General features: G+C 39.4%; 22 protein-coding genes and 1 tRNA gene. 3 read left to right on the plus strand and 20 right to left on the minus strand.

The window, feature by feature from the left end; translation table 11 throughout:
* Nucleotides 1-15: 15 nt before the first annotated feature.
* Nucleotides 16-501 carry an ABC transporter ATPase gene (locus tag BW976_RS25555; RefSeq protein WP_076377927.1) on the minus strand — a complete coding sequence of 162 codons (486 nt, stop codon included), beginning with the start codon at nt 499-501 and terminating at the stop codon, nt 16-18.
* Between the two features lie 45 nt (nt 502-546).
* Between BW976_RS25555 and BW976_RS25560 the strand changes: the two genes are divergently transcribed.
* A complete protein-coding gene (locus BW976_RS25560; protein ID WP_076377929.1) occupies nt 547-1,029 on the plus strand; it encodes a hypothetical protein in 483 nt (160 codons plus the stop codon).
* Here BW976_RS25560 and BW976_RS25565 read toward each other — a convergent pair whose 3' ends face one another.
* From BW976_RS25565 to BW976_RS25580, 4 genes are read right to left on the minus strand one after another with little or no spacing between them, the layout of a single operon-like run.
* Entirely contained in the window at nt 1,030-1,440 is a 411-nt protein-coding gene (locus tag BW976_RS25565; RefSeq protein WP_076377931.1) for a hypothetical protein, read from the minus strand.
* A 1-nt stretch (nt 1,441) separates the two neighbouring features.
* A complete protein-coding gene (locus BW976_RS25570) occupies nt 1,442-2,230 on the minus strand; it encodes a (Fe-S)-binding protein (protein WP_076377933.1) in 789 nt (262 codons plus the stop codon).
* A 19-nt stretch (nt 2,231-2,249) separates the two neighbouring features.
* On the minus strand, nt 2,250-2,690 hold the full coding sequence (locus BW976_RS25575; protein WP_076378071.1) for a DUF2750 domain-containing protein: 441 nt from the start codon (nt 2,688-2,690) through the stop codon (nt 2,250-2,252).
* Nucleotides 2,691-2,716: 26 nt separating this feature from the next.
* Nucleotides 2,717-4,018 carry a 4Fe-4S dicluster domain-containing protein gene (locus BW976_RS25580; RefSeq protein ID WP_076377935.1) on the minus strand — a complete coding sequence of 434 codons (1,302 nt, stop codon included), beginning with the start codon at nt 4,016-4,018 and terminating at the stop codon, nt 2,717-2,719.
* 217 nt (nt 4,019-4,235) lie between these two features.
* Here BW976_RS25580 and BW976_RS25585 point away from each other — a divergent pair.
* Nucleotides 4,236-4,308, plus strand: a tRNA-Phe gene (locus tag BW976_RS25585).
* A 644-nt stretch (nt 4,309-4,952) separates the two neighbouring features.
* Here BW976_RS25585 and BW976_RS25590 read toward each other — a convergent pair.
* From BW976_RS25590 to BW976_RS25630, 9 genes are all read right to left on the minus strand, one after another.
* Complete coding sequence (locus tag BW976_RS25590) at nt 4,953-6,026, minus strand: nucleotide-binding protein (RefSeq protein ID WP_076377937.1); 1,074 nt, start codon at nt 6,024-6,026, stop codon at nt 4,953-4,955.
* Between the two features lie 33 nt (nt 6,027-6,059).
* Entirely contained in the window at nt 6,060-7,115 is a 1,056-nt protein-coding gene (locus BW976_RS25595; protein ID WP_076377939.1) for a toll/interleukin-1 receptor domain-containing protein, read from the minus strand.
* A gap of 34 nt (nt 7,116-7,149) precedes the next feature.
* On the minus strand, nt 7,150-8,046 hold the full coding sequence (locus tag BW976_RS25600; RefSeq protein ID WP_076377941.1) for a DUF4231 domain-containing protein: 897 nt from the start codon (nt 8,044-8,046) through the stop codon (nt 7,150-7,152).
* Nucleotides 8,021-8,431 (minus strand): TIR domain-containing protein, encoded by a 411-nt coding sequence (locus BW976_RS25605; protein ID WP_076377943.1) that lies wholly within the window; start codon nt 8,429-8,431, stop codon nt 8,021-8,023. Before BW976_RS25605 ends, BW976_RS25600 begins: the two co-directional genes overlap by 26 nt.
* 61 nt (nt 8,432-8,492) lie before the next feature.
* The gene (locus BW976_RS25610) at nt 8,493-9,440 is read right to left on the minus strand and encodes a hypothetical protein (RefSeq protein WP_076377945.1); all 948 of its coding nucleotides are present in this window, start codon (nt 9,438-9,440) and stop codon (nt 8,493-8,495) included.
* 111 nt (nt 9,441-9,551) lie between these two features.
* Nucleotides 9,552-10,322 (minus strand): uracil-DNA glycosylase family protein, encoded by a 771-nt coding sequence (locus BW976_RS25615; protein WP_139332423.1) that lies wholly within the window; start codon nt 10,320-10,322, stop codon nt 9,552-9,554.
* Nucleotides 10,323-11,012: 690 nt separating this feature from the next.
* Nucleotides 11,013-11,834: a hypothetical protein gene (locus BW976_RS25620; protein ID WP_076377949.1), complete on the minus strand. Its 822-nt coding sequence runs from the start codon at nt 11,832-11,834 to the stop codon at nt 11,013-11,015.
* A 280-nt stretch (nt 11,835-12,114) separates the two neighbouring features.
* Nucleotides 12,115-12,939, minus strand: coding sequence for a hypothetical protein (locus BW976_RS25625; RefSeq protein ID WP_139332424.1), 825 nt, complete (start codon nt 12,937-12,939; stop codon nt 12,115-12,117).
* Nucleotides 12,940-13,249: 310 nt separating this feature from the next.
* The gene (locus tag BW976_RS25630) at nt 13,250-13,759 is read right to left on the minus strand and encodes a hypothetical protein (RefSeq protein WP_076377953.1); all 510 of its coding nucleotides are present in this window, start codon (nt 13,757-13,759) and stop codon (nt 13,250-13,252) included.
* A 496-nt stretch (nt 13,760-14,255) separates the two neighbouring features.
* On the opposite strand from BW976_RS25630, the gene BW976_RS25635 reads away from it, so the two are divergent.
* The gene (locus BW976_RS25635) at nt 14,256-15,098 is read left to right on the plus strand and encodes a TIR domain-containing protein (protein WP_076377955.1); all 843 of its coding nucleotides are present in this window, start codon (nt 14,256-14,258) and stop codon (nt 15,096-15,098) included.
* Nucleotides 15,099-15,368: 270 nt separating this feature from the next.
* Here BW976_RS25635 and BW976_RS25640 read toward each other — a convergent pair whose 3' ends face one another.
* The 6 genes from BW976_RS25640 to BW976_RS25670 all read right to left on the minus strand — a co-directional run bounded on the left by BW976_RS25640 (nt 15,369) and on the right by BW976_RS25670 (nt 24,726).
* Entirely contained in the window at nt 15,369-17,165 is a 1,797-nt protein-coding gene (locus tag BW976_RS25640) for a hypothetical protein (protein WP_076377957.1), read from the minus strand.
* A 105-nt stretch (nt 17,166-17,270) separates the two neighbouring features.
* Entirely contained in the window at nt 17,271-17,681 is a 411-nt protein-coding gene (locus tag BW976_RS25645) for a hypothetical protein (RefSeq protein ID WP_076377959.1), read from the minus strand.
* Nucleotides 17,682-17,779: 98 nt separating this feature from the next.
* Nucleotides 17,780-18,631 (minus strand): hypothetical protein, encoded by an 852-nt coding sequence (locus tag BW976_RS25650; protein ID WP_076377961.1) that lies wholly within the window; start codon nt 18,629-18,631, stop codon nt 17,780-17,782.
* Nucleotides 18,632-18,690: 59 nt separating this feature from the next.
* Nucleotides 18,691-19,362: a tyrosine-type recombinase/integrase gene (locus BW976_RS29580; RefSeq protein WP_175614179.1), complete on the minus strand. Its 672-nt coding sequence runs from the start codon at nt 19,360-19,362 to the stop codon at nt 18,691-18,693.
* Between the two features lie 857 nt (nt 19,363-20,219).
* Nucleotides 20,220-23,096 carry a sugar-binding domain-containing protein gene (locus tag BW976_RS25665; protein WP_084192354.1) on the minus strand — a complete coding sequence of 959 codons (2,877 nt, stop codon included), beginning with the start codon at nt 23,094-23,096 and terminating at the stop codon, nt 20,220-20,222.
* Nucleotides 23,097-23,208: 112 nt separating this feature from the next.
* The gene (locus BW976_RS25670; protein ID WP_076377965.1) at nt 23,209-24,726 is read right to left on the minus strand and encodes a RagB/SusD family nutrient uptake outer membrane protein; all 1,518 of its coding nucleotides are present in this window, start codon (nt 24,724-24,726) and stop codon (nt 23,209-23,211) included.
* Between the last annotated feature and the right edge of the window lie 12 nt (nt 24,727-24,738).

Below are 24,738 nucleotides of genomic sequence, written 5' to 3' on the forward strand. Positions count from 1 at the left end.
AACTTTAACAATAGGCTATTGAATAACAAGGTCCCTGAATAATTGTATATGCCAGCTATTTTTAAAAGGCACCTCCCATTTGCTTTCCAGTTCACTTATATTTTGTACCATGTTATTATAAACAATGGTTTCGGTATTTATCTTCCCCTGTTTCAAAAGGTCTTCAAAAGCATGGCGTGGTAACGATAGCACTTCCTCCCCTTCCCGGTAAGCGAGGTTAAATCTGTCGAACAGATTGATATGGAAATGCTGCTCCAGGTGCTTCATAAAATGAACCGATTTATCGATGGAGCATCCGCTGGCGCCCGCCTGGCTTTCATCAACTATTAGAATCAGAAAGCGGTTATACCTGATCTCTGCACGCGCTTTTAACTGGTTGTTGTGGGCCGTCCATCCGATGGTAAAATCATCCAATTCCTGCTGTATTTGTTCCACTTCAGAATCAGTTAATTTTTTGTCTGACTGATATATCCAAACTCTTGAGTGTTGAGAAAATTCCATTTACAAAAATATCAATTTATTAACTTCGGGTTACATTTTGTTGTCATGAAAAAATCACTTCAGCCGCAAACAAAAAAGATTTTAGTATTTACCCTCATTTTATTGACAGGATGGGTAAATTATAGCTTCAGGCCACAAACAGACGATCAGGAATGGCTTAGCTGGAGCAATAAGTGCCTCACGGAATCATACAATCCGCCGCCTGATGTTAAATTAAAAAAATGGGAACTGACCCTTACTAACGACTATTTTCTGCGCCTCAGAAAAACTTATCAACATGGTAGGCAGGAGTATTTTTCCTTTAATTTACACCGTTTAAATCAGGTACAATACCAAGGAGACGATAAAGCAGGCACCCTGGAATTAAGCACCAATGCTGATGATATTATCGTTCAAACTTATGAAGACCCGAAGGGGGATATCGACTCTATGTCGACAGTGTTAGAACTGCCTGTCAGGAACATGAGTTCGGCTCGTTTGGATAGTTTGAAAAACGCGCTGAACTACTTTAAGGCAAAAGCCTTATAATTATTTGTTGCTTTTTTTCCTGTATTGAAGTAAAGGTACATAATCAGCCTCGGCAATATCCATAACCTCTATGTAAGGCTCAATATTACTTTGATTTATTCTATCTTTTTTTATCCTGAAAAAGTACCGGCTTTCAAATCTTACAGGGCCATCATACCCAACTGTTACTTCATAATAAGGACTATCAGAAGTTGGCTTGGCAGTTATCATGACAGAAGCTGAGGCCTTATATTTTTTTAATTCGACGTTTAGCCGTTTAATTTCAATTAGATTGAATACTTTACCTATAAGTATATCCTCAATACTTTTGCTTTGCTGACAGCTATTACAAGCTACTTTATCCCTGGCGTTAATATTGGCAGATACCATAAAAAGCAGAAAACACAGGCAATATATTTTTATGCCAGACATATTATAAACCATTTGCCCGAACAGTAATCTCTGCTATGTCCAACACTTGTATCTCTTGTTCCTTATCATGATGTTTTACACCATCGGTAAGCATGGTCATACAAAACGGACAGGCGGCAGCTACGATCTGGGATTTTGCCTCCAGGATGTCTACCATACGCTCCATGTTAATCTCTTTTTTGCCGGGCTCCGGTTCTTTAAACATTTGGCCGCCACCAGCACCGCAACATAAGCCATTTGACTTGCAGCGTTTGAGTTCCACCAATTCGGTATCTAAAATCTCAAGGGCTGCACGTGGCGCTTCATAAACATTATTACCCCGGCCCAGATAGCACGGATCATGAAAACTAATCCTTTTACCTTTGAAACTTTCTCCACCTTCAGCACGAAGTTTACCTTCATCAATCAATTGTTGTATTAATTGTGAATGATGGATCACCTCGTAATTGCCGCCTAAACCCGGATATTCATTTTTGATGGTATTGAAACAATGCGGGCAGCCGGTTACTATTTTTTTGATGTTGTAGCCATCAAGTACCTGTATATTGGTCATGGCCAGCATCTGAAATAAAAACTCGTTACCAGCACGTTTGGCCGGATCACCGGTACAGCTTTCCTCTGTTCCTAAAACCGCATAATTAATACCCACGTGTTGCAGTATTTTACAAATGTCACGGGTTATCTTTTGTGCTCTTTCGTCAAAACTACCGGCACAACCAACCCAGAACAATATCTCGGGTTCTTGTCCTTGCGCAGCCATATCGGCCATGGTAGGTATTTTTTGATCCATTATTTATGATTTTCCTCAGCTAATCAAGCGATTCACTGATCTCTGTTATAAATTCGTTTATACTATTATAATTTTTAAAGCTAATTGCTGAGTTAATGGCATTTAGCTGTTCAAGAATATCAAGCGCTACGTTTAAAGCAGTACTTTCCTTTCCAAACATATTGACATCCCAATTAATACCGGCTAAAACTTCATTATCAGCCATCTCTATACACCAACTTTCTAAAAACTCTGCCAATGGAATTTCAACGGGCAAATAACCCTTCCAATCATCCCTGGCACAAAGCTTAGCATAAGCTCTGTCCGACCAAAATGGAATTACATCAACATCTTCGCTGTCATTAGAATGAGAGTTGGCCCAGCCATTTTTGCTTTTTAACGCCCATACCAGTTTTGATGCTGCCACTTTTTCTATAAATAGTTTATATTTTGATTCGGTAGTTGCTATATCCTGTAACATATCATTAGTCATTATAAGCAGTCTGCTTACTCATTATCAGCCCAATTAAACCTATCAGCCTGGCTATATTTCCATGGAGCTCCATTATTTTCTACATTGCCAAACATATTGTTGAGGCTGGCCGGCGCTTGCGACTCTTCCATTACAATATAACGGCGCATTTCGGTAATGATTTCCAAGGGATTAATATTTACCGGACAGGCATCAGCGCAGGCATTACAGGTGGTACAAGCCCAAAGCTCTTCACGGGTAATGTAGCTATCCAATAAAGCTTTACCATCATCATGGTCTTTTCCGTGCTTATCCAGGTTATTACCTACTTCGGTAAGCCTGTCGCGCGTATCCATCATAATTTTCCGGGGCGACAGCAGCTTGCCCGTAATATTAGCGGGACATACCGAAGTACATCTGCCGCACTCTGTACAGGTATAAGCTTCCATCAGGTTTTTCCAGCTCAAATCTGTAACGTCTTTAGCGCCGAAACGTGCAGGTTCACCTGTACTCTCAGGCACAAAAGAGGGATCGAGCATAGCTTTTACCTCATTGGTAACTGATGCCATATTGGTAAATTTCCCCTTATTATTTAAGTTAGAATAGTAAGTATTGGGGAAAGCCAACAGGATATGAAAATGCTTGGAATAAGGCAAATAATTTAAAAATGCCAATATCCCTATAATGTGAAACCACCAGCATACCCGTTCAACAATTTCCAAAGTGGCAGCGTTATCGGGCAATATGGGAGCTATCAGCGAACTTACCGGAAAACTGCCGGCTTTAACATAATGACTAAAATGTAATAACTGCAGTTTATAATCGGCCGCGTTCATAGTTAAAAAAGCACTCATCAACAAAATTTCCGTGATGAGTATATAATTGGCATCAGACTTTGGCCATTTGGTCATCTCCACACCTGTAAAGCGTTTTAAATGAACAATGTTACGTCGGCACAGGAAAACGATACATGCGGTAAGCACCAACAACGCCAGCACTTCAAAAGCGCCTATTAGTAAATCATATAAACCACCCAGGGGATGAGAAAATATACGATGAGAGCCGAAAACACCATCAATCATGATTTCGAGCACCTCAAGATTAATGATCACAAAACCTACATAAACAAAAAAGTGCAGGACGGCAGCCAGCGGACGTTTTACCATCTTGGTTTGTCCAAGAGCTACCTTTGCCATCACTTTCCAGCGCTCGGAGGACTGGTCAGATCGGTCAGTATCTTTTCCCAGCAAAATATTACGCCTTATTTTAGCTACGTTTTTGGCAAACAGGTAAACGGCAACCCCTAAAATGATAATAAATATAACTTGTGCAATCATTATGCGTGCATAGTATTTTATTCAAAGTTAATTGAATTGTTGAAAGAGAAAAATGTTTTAGGATTGAAAAATATCTTTAAAGCTAAGTAACTGATTAACTGCCGAATTGTTTAATTTCAAAAACCGGCAAGTATTCTCCAGAGAATATTTTTAAACTTTTTTCAAAAAAAACTTTTCAAACATAAAAAAAAAGCTACATTTGCACTCCCCAAACGAAGGTATCATAGCTCAGTCGGTAGAGCAAAGGACTGAAAATCCTTGTGTCGCTGGTTCGATCCCAGCTGATACCACAACCTCAAAGTCTCTTAGTCATACTAAGAGACTTTTTTTATGGCTAAAGCGCCTCTGTAAGCTCCAAACGCAGTTTTCTGATATTGTTAACTGTTGTTTGCTTGTATCACAGCCCGTAGGCTATTAATCTGTTTAATTACTTTCCGGTTCGTATAATAGGTGTTTTGGTAAGCATTTGGCGCATTCTTGGCGCATTTTGAGCTCCATAAAGATAGCTCTTATTCTGTTTCTGTCCCATAATGTGTTTGATTTAGTGAGTGAATGAATTACGATACCACTCCACACTTGTAGCAACCAAGTGCAAGATGGAAAAGGAATAAATGGGTGGTGCAGAAGCCCTGTGGGTTTATGCCGGAAGCTCTTGCACGCTACAGAAGCTATAAGTGTAACTTTGCATAGTAATTCATTCTTCACCTATCTAAGCCTTTAAGAGATCAGCCTAAAAGGCAGGCAACAACAATTATTAATGGGGTTTCGTTATGACGCAAGCTCTACCGACTGAGCTATCGGGTCGTCACAGCAATCCAACAAAACAGAGAATTTCCCTTTTATAGGGGTATGTTATTTTCTTGGATTAAGCTTATTAGTTCGGTTATTAGTTTGTGCCATTCTTCCTCTTAGCCTAAACTTGTGATGAGAATATTTAATCTAGAGAACCATATATAGCAAGATATCTTTGGAATATCTCTAATGGTTTTGATAATGTGCTTGGTGCGTCTATTGTTAAATTGATTTCTATATTGTCGCTTTCACCTAACCGGACCGAATCAATTGATGATTTTAACATTGGCCCAATATTGTAAATATGATCAACAAGGAAACTGCTCCATCCTTGCATATAAGTTTTTACCTCCATAAGCTCATCTGACGGACTAATTGAATAAACCTCATATTCCCACGATAAAAGCTCTTTACACAAAAGCACTAATCGCTGAACAGTATTCTTGATCTCAAGCGCATTGCCGGCTACCCCAAGAGGACCGAAAGAGTTTTTCAGCTCATTTATAGTTCGCATAAACTGGTCGTTTAATGCAATAAAAGATGTTAAGGAATCTTCGTAAAACTTCGAAAGGGCAGAATTACTAATACTTTTTAAACGTCTAACCAGGAGACCTTTTTCCAATTCAGAATAACTTTCTTTGATCGGTTTAAGCTTAGAATCAAGTAATTCTATAGCTAAATCAAATTCCCATAGATCTGGTCGCTCAGCCGCTAACTTCTTTGCCTTCATAGTCTCATCTTTAAAGTCAATTAAGCTTTCGACGAGAAAAGCTTTTAGTTTCTTTCTAACCTCAAAACAAAATGGCCCTAAAGCAGCCTGTAAATTATTATCCTCCCTTTTGCTATCATATGTTCCTGGAGAGAGCCCTATTAAATCAGTCGGTAAATGTAGATTTGTCGTTTCCCTATCTGTTAGATAAAAGACTTTCTCTTTGCCAAGCCGACCAAGAAACAAACCTAACTCAAAAATTATATTATCCCTGACCGTCTGATATTTATTGTTTCTAATTGTAGTAATGTCATCGGGCTGAAATATAAATATGGCAAAATCAAAGCTATCTAAAGCTTCCATAAGATCATTTAAGGCATTAGATGATATATTAAAAACTCCTTGATTCCATACCGTTACAATTGCATCGTATTCCAGATTTACTTGTAATGCATTAGCAATTTCAAGATTTTCTGTTGAAGAGCCGATAAATAGTCTAGGCTTCATATATAATATTAAATATAAATCTTAAATAAAATTTTAATCATTTCTATCCTTATCGTCAGTATGATCATTATGATTTATGAAACGCTCCAAATAATGTCGAGTTACATGCCTCATTTCTTTGAATAAAAATAAACTATCTTCCGATCTATCCAGAAATTCGCGCATTAGTGGATGCCCTGCCATCTCTAACGCACTTTCAAAAGTAGAAATGGCTCTTTTCGTTTGGATTGATGTTTTAAACGATTTTAAAGTCCTGTAAGTATCCAATCCTACTTCATATAGCCAAGGAAAATCTTCTCTAAATAAACTCACCATCATAAGGAAACCCAAAAGTGGATCTTTTGATTCTTTTCCCATATGTAACATCTCTTCCACCATCATAGGATGAACCCTCCGTCTTCTTCTGTTAAAGTTTGGGTCAACTCTATTTTCGATTCGAGAGGGTAATGCATCAAACATAATTTTTACTTCCTCAAAGAGTTTTGCAACAGCGTTTTCTTCAACAGATTCAGCGGCAACACCACTATTCTGATTATCAATAATTTCAATGCATCGAACTACAAATCCTTGAACAAGCGTTTTTACCTGCGTTTGGTCCGGATCTAGCCCAGGCACTTTCTTTACTAATGTCATGACTAAGTTTGTTACAGACTCAACATCTCCATCATTATTCTGAAATTGGGCAAATGGCCCCGAAACGGCTACTCTTAATGGAATGCCGAGAGCAATTCCAAGTACCTTTTTATCTAATTTCCCTTTTGCTACACCAGCCTCATAAAGTATCCATGGCCGATCAACACTATGTTTGGTAAGTAAACAAACTACATCAGATGCCTCATCGATTTTATCCATAATTGCAGGATACCATTCTTCCCCATATTCTATACCTTGTGTGCCTTTTCTATCCGAGGAGCGAAAGGATTTTAATGCCCCTGCACTGGCATTTCTTAGGAGGTTACTAAACTCTTCTGCTAAATCACCATCTCTTGTGTCGTGGCTAATGAAAACTAAAGGAGCTTTAGAATTTATTATTAGTTCTTTGGATTCACTTTTATTGGTTGTTGAACTGGTTGTAGGTCTTTTAGCCATGTAATTTAAGTTTTAACTTGATATTATGCTTGATTCAAGTATCTTTTCTCGCATACCACTGTGTATGCTCCCTTGAAAAGGCATTCTCTGCATCTTTAACAAAATCTGAAAAGCCGTCTTCAGTTCTAACAGATTCGCTATCCCCCTTAATAATACCTATTTCTCGCGCGGTAAGGGTGTAAGATGTTGACAGGTCGTGATATCTTTTTACTTGTGTCCATGTTACGATTGAGGCGGCTATAACAATAAAAGTATCAGCGGGTAAAAGTATATGAGGGTGAGAAATCTTAACAACTAAGAAGCAAATTATCATCACATGAACAACAACCAATGTAACAAACCACGAGTTCCCAGCACGTTTGTTTTTGACTGCCTTAATAGCATACCATTTCCGCTGGTCATCAATTCTTTCGTTTCTATAAATTTCTTTTCTACTTTCCAAATCGAGGGACCTAATAAGAATCATCTTTGGAGTAACCGATTCTCTAAGTTCGCCTCCTGTATCTAAGTGTGACCCGAGACTTGAATTTTCTCGAAGAATTTCCTTTAGTTCCGACCTAAATGATGAGTTTACTAATTCATTATTCCCTTGGTCTTTATAAGGTTCAGCTTTCATCATATACCGCCAAGATCTTGTCTTTATAGACTCAGCAACGGCTCTTCCATTGTACCATATCTTATCAAATCTTTTATACGCTTGAAGGATTGTCAAACACAAGCTACCTAAAAAAAGAAAGATAGCATAGCTTGGCGCATTATCGATTTTCTCCGAATACATCGTAAGGATTGAACCAATGACCAATAAAACAATATATCCTTTGATAATTGTTAAATGACCTTTTTGGGCTCTTAATGATGCAGTATTAGCTGCATCATACAACTCAGGTAAATCCTCTGAAATAACCTTATAACGAATAGTCTCTGATTGCATTTACGATTGAGCTTGTATTCCATCCGACAACGATATTTGCAGCATTCTGTACTGCTGTTGGCATTCTTTGCGCTCCTCTTGGTATTATACCTATAATAGGCTTTGATAGGCTTTTTGCAAAATCAATTTCAAATTGTATCCATGAACTATAAGATACATATAATCCACCAAGTATAATTACACATTGAACAGGGCGAATTTGGTTTCTAATCTGTTCCTCCAGTTGGGAATTCGTCATATTATCAAAAGCCCTATCTACTGGAACGCTATAATTTGCATAGATAAAGTTATTGGCGTTGTCAAGAAACTCAAACACTCTAAGGTACTCTTCAGATCGGTGCCATGCATGGCTAGCAAACAGTCTGTATCGTTTTAATTCTGGCATTAAATTATGGTTTAATGTGATGCGGTTTAATGCCCTAATATAACAATAATACCCTATTATGTTATTCTTTAATGAAAGCTTCTATTTTGTTAATGAGTTTCTGTTTGAAGTCGCTTGCATTAGACCAAACTATATGCTGATAGTTCCTTATATCGAAGTGCGCCTTACTCATTTCGTCTTCCCTGCATGTGTAAATCACTTTTTGACCTCTACCCAGAGCGTATCCCGCTTCGAAATAAACACCGCCACGATGGTAAGTAAAGTCAGCGATCGTGAACCGTGCCTTCTTTATTCCAGCTATTATCGCATCATTTAAAGTCTTATCTGAATCAACATGCTCTTCACTGACTACATAGTGATTAAAGCCGGTATTTGTCAAAGCTGGTTTAATAGCATCTTCCAATACCTCAAACATATCACTTACAAACGCCATCGCGATAAAGCAGACTTTCGACTTCTTACTTGCATTAATTTTAATAAGTTGACTTAAGCCTTTTACTGTCAACCTGTGACTTTTTATTGTTGTCGGATCTGGACTAGGGCTTGAAATCGTACGCTCTGATACATAACCTTGCTCTATAGTACTACTTAAATAAAAACTCCATTCATTAACGTTATAGAAATACATTTTAGCAATTATAATCTCTGTTGGCCTCTTTAATACTACTGTCTGTCCGTCGAAAGTGGTAAGACTTTGAATATATTCTAACACACTGTTCAATTTTTCATCAGGTGTAAGCACAACATAGTGACTTCTTATGAAAGCTTGTAGTTTTGTTTCATCATAAACCTCATACTGATCAAAGGTACTTCCATTAAAAAGCACGGCGAGTAAGCCGTGTAAGGTTCCTTTCAATGTCTTTCCAATTGGATTATCATTCGTATACCAATTAAACGATGTATCAAGATTTATGGATTTGCATCTTATTCTATAACATGCGATAGTTTCATTACCTGTGCCAACCCGTGTAATAGTGCAGCCATAAGCTGTAAATAACTCTTCTAACATATTACTAATATATAAAAAAATACGAGTCTGCGAACCGCCTGCGAATAGAGGAGAGGATCTTTGTAGAGATAGCACGAAGTGCGGCTACAAAGAATGCTTCATAAGAAATCGTTAAGCTGATATTAGAGTTTGTTCTATCATATAAGCTACCTTATTCTGTGCCGTACAGCTTTTTTCAATGCCTGGGTAAGTTATTTGAAACAACTTCTTCCATGTGCCATTGGCGCTTTTTGATGGGTGTGGGAAAGCTTTCAGTACGCCATTAAACGGAATGTTTAAGTCATCGTATGCCATAGCCGACTTCTTGCCATAGACTATAATGATATCGGGGTTGATCAGTTCTATTTCAGCTTGTAAGGTTCGTTTAAAGTTTATCGCAAGATCACCGGGGATTCTCTCCTTGTTTACGTTGTTCCTTTTTAGCCAAATTTTATTTATGTCCGTGATGTAAACGTTGAACTGATTGTTAAGCAAGGCATCGTGAAAATCCCAATATTCCTTTAACTGCTTGCGACAAGCGTCTAAATGAGTTGCGAAAGGGGTACTCAATAAAGTGTGCTCTTGACTTACTTTAATCCGTTCATCATTGGGATTACGCAAAGGGTCTTCCGCGATTATAAAAGCACGTTTAGTGTTTCCTTCTTTGCTTACGTATATTGGTAAATCTACGCCTAAGCAATAGTCTACAGATAGGTAGTTCAGATTGAACTTACCATCATCCGTTTGCGGTTTAATATTTTCCCTTAGGATATAAGGCGTCAAATAATTAACGTGCGCCTCAAGATCATCTGCACAATCTTTAAAGAAATCATATGGGCTGTCGAACAATTCATCCGACATCAGGAATGAGTGCTGATAAGCCTTGACAATTCCCTCTTTCATCTCGTTCGTAAATTCACAAAATTGCATGAGTATATGTGTATAGATGTGTAATATACTACTTAATCATATGAGTCTGCGAACCGCCTGCGAATTGAACGAGGGTCTGTGAAGAGACAGCTGCAAAGCAGCGACTTCACAGAATGCTTCACAAGGCACTGGCGTTGCCTTTTGATTGCGTGGGGTAGTGCTATTGACTATTCAAAAGCTATGACAGTGATGAAGCCCGAGAGAAGCCGCAGGTGAGCAAAAGTTATAATGAGCGCCTGACTTTATAGATATTGAGTGTTGCAAGCGTTACCTGGTCGAACAGACCAAGTAAAAGCGTAGCATAAGCGAAAGGTATATAAAGACAGAGACAGCTCATGTTCTGAACGACTTTGCTACCACAACAGGCATGACAGGCTGCTTCCTATAGGCACAGGTGGGACATTTTCTTTAGAATTGGTATAGTGTAAAAGCCTATAAAGAAATAATGTCCACCTATAGAGCGTGGGTATGAAAGCAACGGAGTGAAATGTGTGCGTAGCACTTATTGAGCGATGTGAAGCCTGGCGTGATTTGTTGTTTCAGCTTATAAGTGAAGAACACCGCTCTTCCTGGTGTGTGGATGGCCTCTGCGTCCAGCCATAAGCACAGCTTACCTTTCCTGTTGTAAGCAACAGAAGCGGGAAAGGTAAGTGTGGGCTTATGTTACTCAGGGTTCAATATCGGTACAATGCTATGGAAATTAATCTCAGTTTCGTAGCAAAGTTCCGCTACGGCTTTGTACACAAGAAAGATATAGTCTGCGATACGTGAGATGATTTCCCTACCATTCGATTCATTAACAAAGATCACCTCCTCCTCTCCATACTTTTTTATTTCAAAAAAATCGTTGAAACACTTTGGTAAAGCCTTTTTAATCTCCGGAGTTACAACAGATCGACTGTGAGTAACACAATGTCTGACTTCACTAAGCATTTCATACCACTGCTCGAAATCCAGGTCATAAATATTTTCCTTTTCAAACTCACGGAAAACGCTTGCGTTCGCTCTTAGTATGGATAGCAAATGTCGGTTGTTCTTCCTTTCCCCAAATCCTTTTAGAGCTTTGCGTATAGAGGCGAAAGTACTGCTATTAGTGTTTGTGTTTACAAACAACTGTAAGCTGCTTTTTAACCTAATGAGTTCAGCAACAAGACTGTAGAGAAAAGACTCTACAATCTCATAGGCTTGTGATACCTGAAATAGGCTTTCACGGCTAATAATCATGTCCACCTCATCGTTTAGGTTTAATCTGTGCAGCCTGTAATAGTCTGTGGACATAAATAAATTAGATTCCGCCTCCTTGTCCAGCGTTATATCTCTAAACGCTAGTCCGGAAGTCATAAGTTCATGACTTATCGAACTTTCCTTTTCGATCCTGTCCTTTGTCTGGGTAACAAAGCTATTAAGAACATATAACCGCCCATTTATCCGGTTAAGTTCTGAGATCGCTTGTTTGAACGATTTTTCTATTTGGTTTAGTTCCATATCCTAATTTAACGACAATTAAGGTTAACAAAAGAGGGCTTGTTTAGACAAGCCCTCTCGTTATTACTTATCAGACGGTGAGACTATCACCCAAATAGCGAAACCCAGTGTTCCCACTACGAAGATGCCCCTGGAAATAGCAGCCCATTCACTGAAGTCCGGTGTTAGATGGACTATAGATAATATGATATAAAGCACTGTACTCAAGACAAACCATATGATAAGTCGAAGTTTATTAGCAGACATACGTGTTCTGATTGATGGTTAATAACTACGATGATTACTTTACTATCGGATAGACCTTCTCTACAAAGTACCTTCCAGCTATGTACTGAGAAAGCGATTTACTCACTCCATTATAGTCCAGGGTCTGCGTGTATGACGTAACTCCACCTCCCAAATCTTTTTGCTGAACTGTGGGCGATACCTTTGATATATCAAGTACCACGATGCTTTGGGGAGAGACGAATCCAGGAATAAGGCATGAAACCTGATATTGGCTAGTAAGTGTGATTGGGGTGCTGGCTTGAACCTCATATGATAAGAACTGCGAGTTCAGTGATCCAATCTTTGTTAAGGCATACTCTACGTTCATAAAATCCCCAGCTATCGTTTTAGAGGAGATGGCAGCAACATCACCTGTATTAACAGCATTGACTTTGACACTAATAGCTTTGTTGAATTGGTCTGATGTTAGAGATGTGTTCTGCTTTTTGATGGTAAGATAGCCACTCCATGACCAGTTTTGAGTTACGGTCTTGTAAAGGCTGGTACCATAGGTTAATGAGGTTGTTGCCGGTTGAGCAAGCGCACCCCTCGTAAACACCATCGTTAGGTTTGCACCCACAACGGTGACATTATTTATGCCACTACCGCCTTGTACAGTTTCAACAGCTGCCTGGTAAACAGTCTTATCACAATCAGCATTGGCATTGAAAGAGGAGTACTCAACTACTAAAGAGTTTTCGTCAGCACCATCATGGATATACTTTGCATCAATAGCTTTACTTATTGGGGTTTGAGGTTTGGCTGGTGTATCGCTTTTTTTTGAGCATGAGGAGAGCATTAAGCCTGTAAGTGAGGCAAGGAGAAGGACTTTTTTCATGTGTGTATCTTGTTTAGGTTACCGGGCAGCCTCTTCGGTAGGTTAATAAAGCACGAAAGCGCAGGACTGAACTTAGTCTGAGCCTCGGAGGCACCTAGGAGAGCCTGTAAAGCAACAAACAAGTCTTCGCCCTACGCTTGCGCGTGGGCGTTGAACCTGCTTATTCTGCTTTACTGTGAAATTTCCTAGGTTTCCCGAGAGCTGAACAAACAAAGCTTAACGCTTATATTTTAGTAAGATGGTATGTCTGTGTAATGGTATGTTGGCCGTTCCCTCCTTTGTTTATGCGAAGTTAGTAAACAGATTTCAGCTATGCTACTGACAACCGTTGTTTTCTTTGTGCTGCTGTCACCTTATGCTTGATCAGTTTGAAGGTGTGCTCCTTAAATGGACTATCCTCGATTACCTCATAAAGCTCAGAGCAGCTTGTAAGCACATAGTCCGTACTGATGCAATCTTCTATGTTGATGCCAGTCTGTTCAACAGCAGTAAGCTTGTAAAGCATGCGTATGAAACGAGAGGTAATATGAGCGTACTCACTGTCTCCTTGGAACAGCTCAAAGCCAAAGTGTATAGAGAGCCTATCAGCATCGTTGCATTCTAAACTAAGGTAGATTATTGGTGATATGACCTCGTGTACCTTACTGCCGAGGCTAATCTCTGATTTGATTTCCCTTTGTAGTGTGCAGCGTAGCTCGTGTTGTTCTACGGTAGCTATGAGCTGGGTAGCTGCCTTTAATAATTTAAAGTAAGCTGTCTTGACTGCCATGTTATAGGCTGACATAGCCTTTTTGCTTGTAGTGGTGCTTGGATTGTGCATTATCTATATATTTTAAGTGGGTTAGCATGGTTGGTTTACAGCAAGTGCTGATTGGGTGTAGCTTAATAGTCTAAGCTTATAAAAAGTAAGGAAGGGCAAAGTGAGTGCTGCTAGGCAGTGTTACTATAGTCTAAGCAGGTGCGTTCAACCTTTTCAGGTTGCAACTGCTTTTGATTTGCAGGCAGCCTGTGGCTGAAAGCAAGCGATATACTTTGCTCTTTGCCTTACTAACAAGGCCGGGGCTGCAAATCAAGCCTCTATATGCTCGTAAGGTACAAATGAGGTTAAGAACTGGAATTAGTTTTCGCTATGGGTAGAATGAGCTATAGGATTGACCAAGGGGGGCGAGCTTTAGTAGTAGCGGCTATTAAGTTTTAGCTAATACCTTAAAGGTGTACCCAATAAATAAGACGTGGGGAGTTTTGCATCAGCACTCCAAGAATTAAATTAAAATCCTACATTGCATCCTACTTATCCTTATTACTTAAAACATTTTATGAAAGTATTTCTAAGCTGGTCAGGTCCAAGAAGTAAACATATTGCTATATCGTTAAGAGATTGGCTGCCGTTAGTTTTACAAGCAGTAAAGCCTTGGATATCTGTTGATATTGCAAAGGGTGAGAAGTGGGATGATAAACTATCACTTGCACTAAAGGAATCTACGGTATGTATACTTTGCTTAACGAAGGACAATATAACATCGCAATATTTGCACTACGAAGCAGGTGCCATTAGTAGTAAAGAAGGTTCAAGGAATTGTACTTTCCTATTTGATGTTAAGGAGCGTGATGTTACTAACCCTCTATCATCATTCCAGAATACTAAATTTGATAAGGAAGATGTGTTTCGATTGATATCAGATATCAATATAATGTTATCACAAGCCGAGGAAGCAAACCTTAGCGAAAGCCCATTGAGAAAGAACTTTGACCTACATTGGCCATCTTTAGAAACAGATTTAAAAGCAACTCCGGCAGTTGAGACTAATGTCCCTGAGCGTACCGATGAAGATATCTTAGGCGAGATATTGCAAGCTGTTAGAGGCTTGCAGAAAACTATTTCTAAAACACAGGACACAAAACCTGACAATGAGGATATGCTTGCCCAACTAAGGATGAAATTCAACAAGACAGCACCAGAACATGAAATTATGGAATCAATGCGAAAGGAAAATCACGTTTCCTTAGTGAAACAGGTTCTAAGGCTCGAGAATATCCCCTACTCACAGGCTGCAAATTGTATTCAGGAAGTATATGCTGCAATTAATCTTAGGTTTCCTACATCAAAAATAACACTATCTGAATGTACAAGTATATTGCAATTGATAGATATCTTATAGAAGCTTTACGTTTGTATACCTCAGTAAAAGCGTTGCCTGGCTTCTTAAAGGCTGAGACTGGCAATTTGTATCATCTTAGCCTTAAACCATGTAAAACGCATGTTTTAAGCCTTAACTCAGCAATGTGTAGCTTGTAAACAAAGAAAGCCACCCTCGGGTAGCCTTGCTTTGTTATTCTAACCAATCCAAGTTTTTTACCTCCCCGTATAAAAGTTAAAAACTTAATGATGTTGGATTGATAGATAGATTGTAGGGAGGGGTAAGCATAATTCATATCTTCCTGTCACGTAAGTGATGAATGTGCTGACCATCTTTAGTGCTACGCTGCCCATTAAAAAACCTAAGAATATGGGAAGCGCAAGCTCTTTCATCAACTCCGTTCGCCAAATATATTATACGGAGTTTATTTATAATTATGGGGTCTGGGGGAGATGTATGTTCATCAAATATATTGTATACCTCCATAGCCAATCTTTTGTGAAGTTCCAGCTTTTCGGCTATTCTAATTGCCTTCCTTATTTCACTCTCTACATATCCGGTTTTTTCAAGCCCTTCTATTCCTATCAGATCATAAGCCATAGCGATTAATGGAAATTTATTTCGCAGGTACTCTCGAACCCCCTCCGGTTCGAGCGCATAATGCCCAACTCTTGAAGTAAGCTTATGTATCTGATTTGCGATTTCTTTTCGCAGGTCTTTCTGTAACATCTTCATTCCTCTTCTTAATGTTTCATAATCCCCCAGAGCATAATCTTCTTTCTTAAATGTCGGCTTGAAGTGCTTACTTCCTGTGTATATCTTCATCAGATTAGCTGACCTTTGGTAATAGCCTTTTACCCTCTCCTCTGAAATGAAGTTGTCAACCATAAAACTATTAAGTATCCCCTCATCAAAGAAGCCATGTACTGGCGAGCTATCAATCGCCGCTTTTAGTGTGTCTTTACTTCCCGGGTGGGTTTCTCGGCTGTAGCTTTTCTTGAAGCCCTTATAAGTATCAAAGCAACCTTGCAAATAATATCTCGATTCTGTTTCAGTCTTTGATACCAAGTGTGGATTGAAGTTACTGATATGTGCAAGACTCTTGATGCCGTTTCGGTATCGGCCACTAATCTGTATTACTTCTGTGGGTGGGTCGAGGATGGAGTGCTCGGCAAAATAAACATCTGTCATCAGTATAAGATCAGGCTTATGCTTAGCTTTAATGTCCACCGCAGAAAAGAAACGGCTGGTAAAGAAGTTGTACTTTTTCATATCTTCTAAATCCAGCAAATGCGTAGCATTATAAAAGTGCTTGCTACGTAGTTTATTTACGCTATCGCGGCCACAGAAAACATAGCTTTCGTCTTTGATGCCCATAGCATCTATGATTGCGAATATAGTATTGGTTGAGTTAAGGAAGATAGCCATACGTTCACTATTTAAATCCTCTACATAACGTCTAAATGATTCAAGTACATTGTTTGTTTCAACTACTATGATAGGTTTGCTATAGTCATACGTAGGCTCAATTACGATATGTTTGAATGTGTCAAACCTTGAATCGCTGAATAGTAGTGTTGTGGCTGATACCATTGCTTTATTTTTAAACTTGAAGAAATACTGGATAGGTGCAGCGATGTTGCCTCTATAGCTTATATCAGTGATGATGCGTTCACACTCATCAAACAGCAGGAAGAAGGCATTAAGCATAATGCTTGTGTCCTCCCCAAATGCATCTATTACCTTTGTTACAAATCCCTCTGGTGTTGTAAGTATTTTCTTGTGGACAGCATCAGACTTTAGATACTTCTCAATCGCTTCTGTACTGATCCCTTTATAAACACCCTGAATACGATGATTCTTATCGGCCTTTTCGTTATGTTCATCAACCTTGCCCTTTATCACCGGGACATTAGGTAATATGATGATGCTATGGCGTGGGAACATAATTTCAAGCGTTGTTACTCCACAGCCTGTTACTGTCTTGTGTATAATGTGGTCTGTTGGTATCCCCTTTGATTTGAAGGGTTCAATCTGGTCAAGAAATTGACCTTCATTTAGTTTAACCTGTTTGTATCTCGGCGTCATTGGATTATAGTTTGCCCATACGGCTATATAAGCCGTTGTGGTGATTTAAAAAATGTTGTTGGTTAATTAACCAGTGGAGCGACTGCCCCACTGGTATAAGCACATTTAGTGCTTTTTGGATTCATCAATAAGCTCAGTTAACGTAAACGTCACAATTGCCTTTCCATTGATGTAGTCATCTAGCAATTCCTTCATTCCTGCTTCAAGAATAAGCTTACCCGTTTCATTTGCGTATGCTCTCGTGAAGTTAAGGTAGCTGTAAAGCTTACCTATTTTATCAGGCCTTTCGGGTGTGAATCGGTTAATTCTTAGCCGTTCATTCATGCACCTAATGATAACTTCTAAGTCTTTCAACTCAATTTCTCTTAGAGATAGACAGTAAGCTAAAAAGACTTTTGGAGTACTATAGGACTTTCCTGTTTCCAATCCTAAATATTGTTTTGCACTAACTGTGCCTTGTTGGTTATCACGACCTGATCCCTCGGACCCTTCGTGAAGCATACTAAAAATGCTCATCTTGTTTTGTTCTAGCGAAGCCAAATTGCTTTCGCTTGAACAAAGGTGTGAAGACTCGCTAAGGCTGGGGGCAATACTATTTTGGAGAAATTAAAATATCATATAGCCCTATAAGATAGCGCATTACGTTTGTGGTAATTGGCAAATAGACTATGCATATAATCTGCTTTTTCAGTTGTTTCATGTTTAGAAACTATCCATCGAAACAACACCGCTACTTCATAAAGAAATAGAAGTGAAGCATTGGAGTACTTAACCCCTGGCTCCTGTGAGAATATTCCCTCTTGGGATATAAAGTAATGGATGCTCAACAGGAACTCTGTTACAATTTTAGTCTTATCTCTGCTTAATGCTGTAATGGGCAATTCAGCTGCTTGCTTAACGAGCGTTTCATCAAGCAAGCCGTTATCATCAGGAATTAGAAACATTAAATAGTTAGCTAACTCATCCATGGGGAAATTAGCTTCGTTAAGAGCATCCTTGATGACGCGGTGAATCCATTGGTTAAACTCTTTGGACTTAACTTTAAGTGACTCTCCTTTACTTGGTGTAAACTTTACCTCGATCTGCTTTTCGTTAGGGTTCTCATTGTATATTTGAAGTAGCTGAGCTATCTCTTTTGCCTTACGCTTCAATGACTTACTCTCGCCATCCGTCCTCATATCATCAGCATTAGTATATTTTATTACCGCTGTTTCATGCTCACATAGTATGTTGTATAGTACGTCATCATAATGTTCTTTAATACCATAACTCTCAACTATTTTCTTAAATCCATATTCAATTCGATTCCCCTCTTCTTCTCTACCAATTACATCGTCTTCAAAAACAGCAGGTAGCAACTCATTCGCTTTAATAGCTTCATCCAATGTCTCCACCCCATACTGAAATCCAAGATTGTACTTTTTAATCAGTGCTGGATGCACTTGTAGTTTGATAGCGTAACCCATGTCGCTATATTATAAAAAAAGCAGGACACTTCCATGTCCTGCTCATTATTTAGTAATCGTCAGTCAAGCTGTGGTGCTGCTTCTTTGAGTTCGTCTGTATTAAGCTCACCTAATCCTCTTAGGTATTTAAGCGTAACTACTATTGTCGAGTGCCCTAATAGTTTTTGTAATAGGAACACATCTTTTGTGCGCCTATACGTTTTGACAGCGGCCGTATGCCTGAATGAGTAGATGGTTTGATCTTCATAAACCAAACCAAGAACAAACATCTTCGCATATGCCCTAGACCATTGGGTATTGAAGTATGACTCATTAAATGGGACTGGGGCTAGACTAAATATGTTATCTTTTCGGTTAAGCTTGGATAACACCGGTGAGAGTTCTGCCCTCACGTAATCCGGTATATAAACCACCCGCACTTTCATACCTTTGTTCTCGTCACCTCCAAGGTGAACTTCGGTCATATTGTTCTTAAAGTTGTCAAGCGTTAATAGCCGTATCTCCTCATGAGGCCTAAGCCATGAACTATAGGTCAGTAAGCAGCAAATATAAAGGTTAGGGTAATGAGCTTTAAGGTAATTAAGGATAGGTTTAAGCTGACTTTGCTCATATTTCTCGTGTAACTTAGCTTTAGATTTTCTTCGACTGGTGTCTTTTACCGACTTTAGTGGCTTATCGATTAGGCGACTGGCTGCTGAAAAGAGCACTCCTAAGTTTCTTCGCTTATTCATGTAGTAGGTTCCTGAAGATCCAAATTGTGATAGGAACTTCTCTGTTCGCATCTTCGTTATGGACTCAATAGAAGCTTCCAGTTCTGATGGCTGCATGAAACTTACGAATTGGTCATGAATGGTTTTAAGGTCTCTCTTGTAGGTTTTACTGAGTTGTGAGTTTAGCTTGTCACTTAAGGCCTCTGCTAGTAGAGATTTAGCTGTAATGACAATAGGTTCTTCCGCTTTAATAGGCTCTATGGTTAAAGGCTTATTTATACTGGGATAGGCCCCAACCTCCAAGGCTTTACGAAGCTCGAATTGAAGCCTCTGTAGTAACTCATCTCTCGCGCTTATAGAAGTTGCTAGATTAGGTTTGAGTTTGATGTTTAGATTGTTCCCATTGTATTCCCTTATCCTTTGGTTGTTAAAATAGAACGTAACGTATGAACGTTTCTTTAGGTCGTTGCTCGTTACAATTGTAGGTATTGTAAACATACTTTGGCGCGTTTTTGGCGCGTTCGGTAGTTTAAAGAGGTCAAAAGCCGCTTAAAACACTGTTTAAGTCGGTAGAGCAAAGGACTGAAAATCCTTGTGTCGCTGGTTCGATCCCAGCTGATACCACAGCAATCAGAAGCCATTTAGTGTAAACTAAGTGGCTTTTTTGTGTTTAAAACGCTTTTTAGCTTCAAAATGCAGGTTTTTAAATTCTGTTAATTAGTTCTTATAACCTAACTGGGCACGAACCAAAAAACACTTCTATTTGATTTAAACATATACTTAAAAATGAAAAATACCCTTTACGGTATCGTAAAAGGTATTAAATCGACCCAATTGTTGGCACACTTAAAAGTTTTGAATGGCTTGAGTATTGTCGCTTACTTAGGTTCCGGTCTCGTTTGGTACAATGATCTTATTTTTTGAATATCAACTTTCAGGTTGGGTTCAAACTTATCATTATTCATATAGCTTTGAAGACTATATAATAACTGACGGGCCTCTGGTCGTTTATCCAGATCAGATTGCAAATCGATACCCGATACAATCAATTTACCGTTTCCAACCCTGCACTCAAATATCAAACCCAGCGATTGCGCTGTTACCCAATCATCAATAACCCTTACAATTGGCTGCAAATCGGTGGCTACTGAGTCAAGGCGGATGGCATTGGAGTGTGTCATCGCATCCCACCATTGCCAATTACTATAACGTTGTGTTGGGAACTCCTTAAAAGCAGGATGTTGCGGATCACATAAAATACCTAAAGTAACGGGTGGCTGGCTATGGGTCCAGGCGGTATTCCAAAATATGCTTGAAAAACCAATGGCTATATTGCCTCCCTTATCTCCTTTTAGAGCTCCCTTTTTTAAGGTCAACAATACTTTGCCACCTTTATTGAGGGTTTCAGCTGCTTTGTTGTCAATGGTATTTGTAACCATGATTTCCTGATTAACTTTGGGTAGTACAGCTGGGTAAACAAATACCTCCCAGGAGTTCTCATAACCGGCAACCGATACAGCCAATGTAAGTTTAGCTGGTTTGGTTATTGAGTTTAATGCTTGCTTAATTACACCCAGCTTTATGGTATTTCCTAAAGGGATATTTGTTGTCCCCAACTCTCCTCTAAATAAAACATCCCCTTTGTCATTCTTTATACTCCATTTGGGGGTTACACTGCTTAGTTCCTGTCGCCCAAATTGAGCAATCTCCACAGGTACAGTAAATATTTCATTATTTAGGTAGATCATTTTGGGCAAACGGGCCAGCGGCACAATCGCATTACAAAACTGGCTATACTCCTTTCCGGTAATATATCCTTTATCCCTCCAAAACGGATTAAGCACACCTACCAGGGCTGTACCCTGCCCTGGAAAATCATTTAACCCCAATAATTGAAATCCACCGAAACCGGGTGTACGTAAAGCAGCTTCGATATCTGCCTTATAACATAAAACCTGCAATTTTCCCGATGCAAACAGGAAATCTTCAGCCAAATTTCCCAATCCCTGTTTTTTTAGCTGATCATGGAAAATTTCAAAATTCTTTGCTTTTAATACACCATCATACTGGCTTATTTCCTTAAAGTCGGGATAAACACACCATTGACCAATTTCATGACTTACTGTTGGGTGTTGCCATTTTTTAATGATATTGGTCCAGTCATAATCAGCCCTGGGAGACTCGCCGTTAATGATGCTTTTAAGGCCTTGCTCCCACCCCTGGATACGAGGATCTGGTGTACTGTTATAATCACTGCCACTAATAATGGGCCAGCCAGAACCAGTAGAATACAAATGGCGGGGATCTTTCTTTTTCCAATAGGCTACAAAATCTGTCAGGTATTTAACCAGGTTTTTGCCATTGGGCTCGTTACCATAGTTCATCATACAAAAAGACGGGTGGTTGCCATAGGCTTTTACTATCCTGTTACTTTCATCATAGATATATTGATCCAAAGGATTTCCATCGCCAATAGAAGCCCCCTGATTGGCCCAGGAAGCACACTCAATTTGGAAATAAAAACCTAAACGATCGGCAGCTTCAAAAGCAGCGTCGGGCGGGCACCAGGAATGAAAACGCAGATGGTTTAGTCCATAGGATCTGCAAATCGTTAAGATCCGCATCCATGATTGCAGATCTGTTGGCGGGAAACCGGTTTTTGGATAGGCCGCGCACTCCAAAGTCCCGCGTAAAAATGTCGGTTTATTATTAATGGTAAATTGTGTACCCTGGCTCGAAAAGCTTCTCATGCCGAATGTTACCGATCTTTCATCTTTTTCATTTGCAGCAGTAGCCAACCTCACCTGCATTTTATAAACATCAGGGCTGAACTCGCTCCATAATAATGGCTTTTCGCCCATCGGGTAAGTTATTTCTACCACGGTATCTTTTGCTACCGATACTTTTTTTGATACTGTTTTTAACGTTGTGACTTTGGAGGAAGCAGCTAACAAGTTAATGGAAGTACTAACTATTTTCCCGGTACGATTAATGATCTGTACATGCGCTTTAACCAGTTTATTTTTGATATCCGGGTATAGCTGTACATCATCAATGTATACTAAAGGCTTAGCTTTCAGGAATAACTGACCAATCATCCCATTCCAGTTAGTTTGGGTATGATCGGAAATACTGTGCGAGTTTTGCCCAACATTAAAATCTTTTATCCTGTTATCAACACGAATGGTTATTTGGTGCTCCCCTGGAGATAGTTCATTAGAAAGATCAAAAACATGGGCAGTAGAAAGGCTATTTTGCATACCTATCTGCTTATCATCTACCCAAATAATTGTTTCCCAATGGCTTCTTTCAATGTATAGTTCAATATGCTTTTTAGACCATGTGGCAGGAATAGTTACTTTTTTTTGATACCAGGCCGCTCCTTTATAATATTTATCGGGCTGAAGCCAGAACGGAATTTTGATATTACCCGGCTGGCGATATTGCTCGTACTCTGGGTTACGGAACCAGGTGGAGTCCTCAATACTCCCTGTCCAGGGGGTATTTACGTTAATATCATTCCCCAACCCATTTGTGGTCATTGATCCCGGAAGTATTATTTTACCTCTCAGCGTATTTTTATACCACTTTTCTGGTATTCCCTGATCAAGAGAATCGACCTGAAAGGCCCATTTACCAGAAAGATCTATTTTGTAATCTGACGTTACAGAACTTCTTTTTAATTGGCCCTTAACAGCGTTTATAAGCGTTAATTGTAAAAAGGCAATTAACAAAAGCAAAGTTAGTTTTCTCATCTGTTTATAATTGGTATTTATATTTTAACAGAATGATCCGGTTGCTTCTGTTTGTGGAAGTAACCAGATCAAAAAAGGTGAATAGGCAATTTAGGTTATAACCAATTGATTGTTACCAATTGGAGTTTTGTTTCATTAATGGATTACTATTGATCTCATTTTGAGGGATCGGGAAATAATCATATTTACCCGCTACATAAAATTGCTTCCCTACTTTATCGCTATTGCCAATCTCCTGCGCCAATTTTCCCCAGCGTTTCAGATCGTAAAAACGTTGGTTCTCCCTGGCAAACTCAATCATCCGCTGGTGCATTATTTCGGTCATCATCTGGTCTAGGGTATATCCACCCGGTAAGGCAGCCAATTGGGCCCTATCCCGAATCTGTTTCATATAAGGATAGGCATCCTGTACCTTCCCCTGCATGGTTAAAGACTCGGCCAGTAACAACAATACATCGGCATAACGGAAAGCTCTTTCATTATTACTTGATGTATAATCCGAAGCGCCACTTGCTCCCGTGAGTTCATTATTTTGGGTGTAGTTCTGATATTTTTTAAATAGAGAATGATAGCCGAATATCAGTGTAAAACTACTAAAGGGTTTATTGTAAAAAGTACAACCGGGGTAATCCCAAACTAAAGTGGCATACATCCTCGGGTCAAAATCATTACTTGTAGTTTTTTCTTTTTGAAATTCGTTGAAAAGCTTATCGGTAGGACTCACTTCAAACCACCCGCTTACTTCTGACGGTGCAAATTCCTGAGCAGTAGTTACCCCTAATGATTGATTTGCATTTTCACCCGCCCAGGGATTGGTTCCGCCAACATCAGCCAGTTGAATCTCAAACACCGATTCCTGATTGTTCTTTTTAGAAGCGATAAAGTTATCGCCATAATTAGGCATCAGTTGATAGGATAACCCTGTTACCTGTTTTAATGCGGTTTCTGCATCGGCCCAATCTTTGGTATATACGTAGGCTTTGCCCAGGTAAGCCAGGGCTGCACCCTTAGTTGCTCTGCCAACCCATTGAGAAGAATAAGACGCGGGCAGATCGGCGCCGGCTGCTGTAAAATCGGCGATCACCTGTTTCCAGATATCAGCTTCGGGGGATTTGGCTGTAAAATAGTTTTGCGTTGTAGCCGGTACGGTTAATATCAGTGGAACATCTCCAAAATTAATGGCCAGGATAAAATAATTCAACCCTCTCAAAAACTTAGCCTCAGCTATATAAGCTTTTTGGGCCGAAGCGCTCAAAGGCACCTTATCAACGTTAGCTAATATTTGATTTGCCCTGAAAATTGCCCGGTACGATGTATTCCACAGATCATTGGCAGGCCCATTATCGGCCGTATTGGTAAATGTTGATAGTTTATACAAATCGGCCACATCGTTACGGATAAAAAAATCATCACCGCGGCCATTACTAAGCTCAATACCCCGTACGCCCCAAAAGCCGCCGTTTACATCCCTTAACAGCCCATAGGTTGCAGCAAAGGCGCTTTGCACATCGCTTTCGGTTTTCCAGAAAGTTTCTGTAGTTATCTGATTAGGATTTTGAAGTTCTAATGTGCTTTTCTTACAGCCACAAAACACAGCAGCTATACAAAATATAATTATTAAATTTTTCATAATTTAAGTTTT

The sequence above is a fragment of the Mucilaginibacter lappiensis genome, from assembly GCF_900155965.1.
In the GTDB taxonomy this organism is placed as follows: domain Bacteria; phylum Bacteroidota; class Bacteroidia; order Sphingobacteriales; family Sphingobacteriaceae; genus Mucilaginibacter; species Mucilaginibacter lappiensis.

What these genes read in the sequence shown, in the direction of transcription:
- BW976_RS25555 (WP_076377927.1), bottom strand. Translation starts at nt 501, where the DNA reads ATGGAATTTTCTCAACACTCAAGAGTTTGGATATATCAGTCAGACAAA.
- BW976_RS25560 (WP_076377929.1), top strand. Translation starts at nt 547, where the DNA reads ATGAAAAAATCACTTCAGCCGCAAACAAAAAAGATTTTAGTATTTACC.
- BW976_RS25565 (WP_076377931.1), bottom strand. Translation starts at nt 1,440, where the DNA reads ATGTCTGGCATAAAAATATATTGCCTGTGTTTTCTGCTTTTTATGGTA.
- BW976_RS25570 (WP_076377933.1), bottom strand. Translation starts at nt 2,230, where the DNA reads ATGGATCAAAAAATACCTACCATGGCCGATATGGCTGCGCAAGGACAA.
- BW976_RS25575 (WP_076378071.1), bottom strand. Translation starts at nt 2,690, where the DNA reads ATGTTACAGGATATAGCAACTACCGAATCAAAATATAAACTATTTATA.
- BW976_RS25580 (WP_076377935.1), bottom strand. Translation starts at nt 4,018, where the DNA reads ATGATTGCACAAGTTATATTTATTATCATTTTAGGGGTTGCCGTTTAC.
- BW976_RS25590 (WP_076377937.1), bottom strand. Translation starts at nt 6,026, where the DNA reads ATGAAGCCTAGACTATTTATCGGCTCTTCAACAGAAAATCTTGAAATT.
- BW976_RS25595 (WP_076377939.1), bottom strand. Translation starts at nt 7,115, where the DNA reads ATGGCTAAAAGACCTACAACCAGTTCAACAACCAATAAAAGTGAATCC.
- BW976_RS25600 (WP_076377941.1), bottom strand. Translation starts at nt 8,046, where the DNA reads ATGCAATCAGAGACTATTCGTTATAAGGTTATTTCAGAGGATTTACCT.
- BW976_RS25605 (WP_076377943.1), bottom strand. Translation starts at nt 8,431, where the DNA reads ATGCCAGAATTAAAACGATACAGACTGTTTGCTAGCCATGCATGGCAC.
- BW976_RS25610 (WP_076377945.1), bottom strand. Translation starts at nt 9,440, where the DNA reads ATGTTAGAAGAGTTATTTACAGCTTATGGCTGCACTATTACACGGGTT.
- BW976_RS25615 (WP_139332423.1), bottom strand. Translation starts at nt 10,322, where the DNA reads ATGAAAGAGGGAATTGTCAAGGCTTATCAGCACTCATTCCTGATGTCG.
- BW976_RS25620 (WP_076377949.1), bottom strand. Translation starts at nt 11,834, where the DNA reads ATGGAACTAAACCAAATAGAAAAATCGTTCAAACAAGCGATCTCAGAA.
- BW976_RS25625 (WP_139332424.1), bottom strand. Translation starts at nt 12,939, where the DNA reads ATGAAAAAAGTCCTTCTCCTTGCCTCACTTACAGGCTTAATGCTCTCC.
- BW976_RS25630 (WP_076377953.1), bottom strand. Translation starts at nt 13,759, where the DNA reads ATGCACAATCCAAGCACCACTACAAGCAAAAAGGCTATGTCAGCCTAT.
- BW976_RS25635 (WP_076377955.1), top strand. Translation starts at nt 14,256, where the DNA reads ATGAAAGTATTTCTAAGCTGGTCAGGTCCAAGAAGTAAACATATTGCT.
- BW976_RS25640 (WP_076377957.1), bottom strand. Translation starts at nt 17,165, where the DNA reads ATGACGCCGAGATACAAACAGGTTAAACTAAATGAAGGTCAATTTCTT.
- BW976_RS25645 (WP_076377959.1), bottom strand. Translation starts at nt 17,681, where the DNA reads ATGAGCATTTTTAGTATGCTTCACGAAGGGTCCGAGGGATCAGGTCGT.
- BW976_RS25650 (WP_076377961.1), bottom strand. Translation starts at nt 18,631, where the DNA reads ATGGGTTACGCTATCAAACTACAAGTGCATCCAGCACTGATTAAAAAG.
- BW976_RS29580 (WP_175614179.1), bottom strand. Translation starts at nt 19,362, where the DNA reads ATGAATAAGCGAAGAAACTTAGGAGTGCTCTTTTCAGCAGCCAGTCGC.
- BW976_RS25665 (WP_084192354.1), bottom strand. Translation starts at nt 23,096, where the DNA reads ATGAGAAAACTAACTTTGCTTTTGTTAATTGCCTTTTTACAATTAACG.
- BW976_RS25670 (WP_076377965.1), bottom strand. Translation starts at nt 24,726, where the DNA reads ATGAAAAATTTAATAATTATATTTTGTATAGCTGCTGTGTTTTGTGGC.